Below are 1,836 nucleotides of genomic sequence, written 5' to 3' on the forward strand. Positions count from 1 at the left end.
CCTGGCAGCTTGACCCGTCTAGACTTTAATTACCTTGTCCAACTTTCGGGGACCAGTTCAGTTGCTAGGGATTCCTCTCCAGTCAGAACAGTTGCTACTGCTGAGTACTATCCATACTCTTGGCTAACGCTCGGCGCAAGATGTACCCAACCACCAGCGGAACGCCTGCCATCAGTGTGTATTGCAACCACAGTGGGTTGATCAATGCAGGCTCAACGAGAATGAATGCGGTGCAGACAGCCACGAAAAGCATCACGAGCGCGGTGAGTGCCACCGATGTCGCGCTCGCGTTGTCGGATTCTGGCCCGGTCTCGTGTAGACCGGCAATGAAAAACCCAAGCAGGAATGTGGAAACCACGATCCCGATGGCTGCTAGAAAGGTCATGAACTCCATGGTTACCTAACTCTCCCGTTTGGATGTGTGCTCGCAGTCATCAGATCGCTATCTTCGTTTTAGGAGATCATAGCAGGATCCCAGACCGAGGATTTGGAAAACTGTCGACCCGATTTTGGTGAAGAATTCTTCAAGTGCGCTAATCTGCGCTTTCGTCAGTGATGACTTTTTCTTGACGTACTTTTTGAGTTTGTCAACGACCGATTTCACAGTACCACCGAGTTTGTTATAGGCCTTTATAACGCTCTTCGTTGACTTGATGATCTTGTCGGCCTTAGCAAAAGCCTTTATGACCTTGGCAGCGCCAACCGCAAGGCTTGCAATTTCAGCAACGCACAAAGCTGAAGTTCCAATGGTCCACCAAATACTTGGGTCGGAGACGACCGGAAAGACTGCCCCGTCGGTGTCTACTACCTGGGTTATTATTTTGTCATCGATGACGAATTTCGTTGGCAGATTCTTACCGTTTGCGTCGATCGACCACGGTGTTTCTGCTATCGCAAGCACCTCGGCATCCTTGCCCTTAAGCTCCAGGCTTCCGTCCTCTTGAATTTTCCATTTTGAACCTGCTGGAATATCAGTTTTTATCTGGAAGCTGTGCTCATCGGTTCCCTGTTCGATGACGTTGACGATCTGAATCGCGCCATCCTCGGTAACCTGTGTATGGAAGGTTTCCCCGTCTGAACCTGAGAACGTGCCTACAGCTCCTTCGGCTTCGGTCAGCTCAGCTCAGCTCAGCTCCAGGAAGTACTAAAGAGATCTCCTGCCCGCCGTCAAATGCCAATGAGGTGATCGATTGGTCCTCGTCGGTTGGCATCGTGGTTATTGCATTGTCTGAAACAATTTCACCTTCCAGGGAAGTTGCTGATTCGGGAATCAGCGTAGAGATTTTTGACTGCGCCGATGTGCTCAACCCAGGCGTACCAGCCACAACCTCAGTTGCGTCGATATACTCAACTGACGGTTGTTCTATTTCGGTTGCGGGTGCTGCGTTCGCCATCCCTGAGGTAGATAACACGACGGCAGCAGAAGCCACCGCAGCTATTAACAGGTTCGACCATTTCTTTTTGGGCAAAACTCCCCCTACATTTGTTGAAGAACTGTGGACTTCAAGGAGATGTTTTTGGGTTCTTGGGCGCGTTTGACGTCAAAATCCTTGACTTAAATATTCCACCCTGTGGCCTATTCTCGACTTGATAAAGGTTAGCTTCCCAGAATATAAATCGTTTGTAAATAGGCCTTTGGGGAAAGTTTTAAAATCTTCTGGGCTACCGTAAACCGGAACGATCAGGTCACTGATTAGACCTAATCTGAAAACCTTGCCGCAATCTTGTATAAACCGAGGATCAACGCCTCTTCACTGTCGTACGTTGTGGTCATAGTGAACCGTCCCGGAAATCATGCCGCCGTCTTATGTGCGGCAGCGTCGGGAAACGAGCCTG

Annotated in this window: 3 protein-coding genes; all 3 read right to left on the reverse strand. The window is 49.7% G+C overall.

From position 1 onward, the window contains the following. Window positions 1–94: 94 nt before the first annotated feature. Window positions 95–385, reverse strand: a complete 291-nt coding sequence (locus tag IEX04_RS18575; protein ID WP_188687521.1) for a hypothetical protein — start codon at window positions 383–385, stop codon at window positions 95–97. A 57-nt stretch (window positions 386–442) separates the two neighbouring features. Beyond that, complete coding sequence (locus IEX04_RS18580) at window positions 443–901, reverse strand: hypothetical protein (RefSeq protein ID WP_188687522.1); 459 nt, start codon at window positions 899–901, stop codon at window positions 443–445. Between the two features lie 217 nt (window positions 902–1,118). Continuing rightward, entirely contained in the window at window positions 1,119–1,469 is a 351-nt protein-coding gene (locus IEX04_RS18585; RefSeq protein ID WP_188687523.1) for a hypothetical protein, read from the reverse strand. Window positions 1,470–1,836: the final 367 nt, after the last annotated feature.

The sequence above is a fragment of the Glutamicibacter ardleyensis genome, assembly GCF_014644555.1.
Classification (GTDB): Bacteria; Actinomycetota; Actinomycetes; order Actinomycetales; family Micrococcaceae; genus Glutamicibacter; species Glutamicibacter bergerei.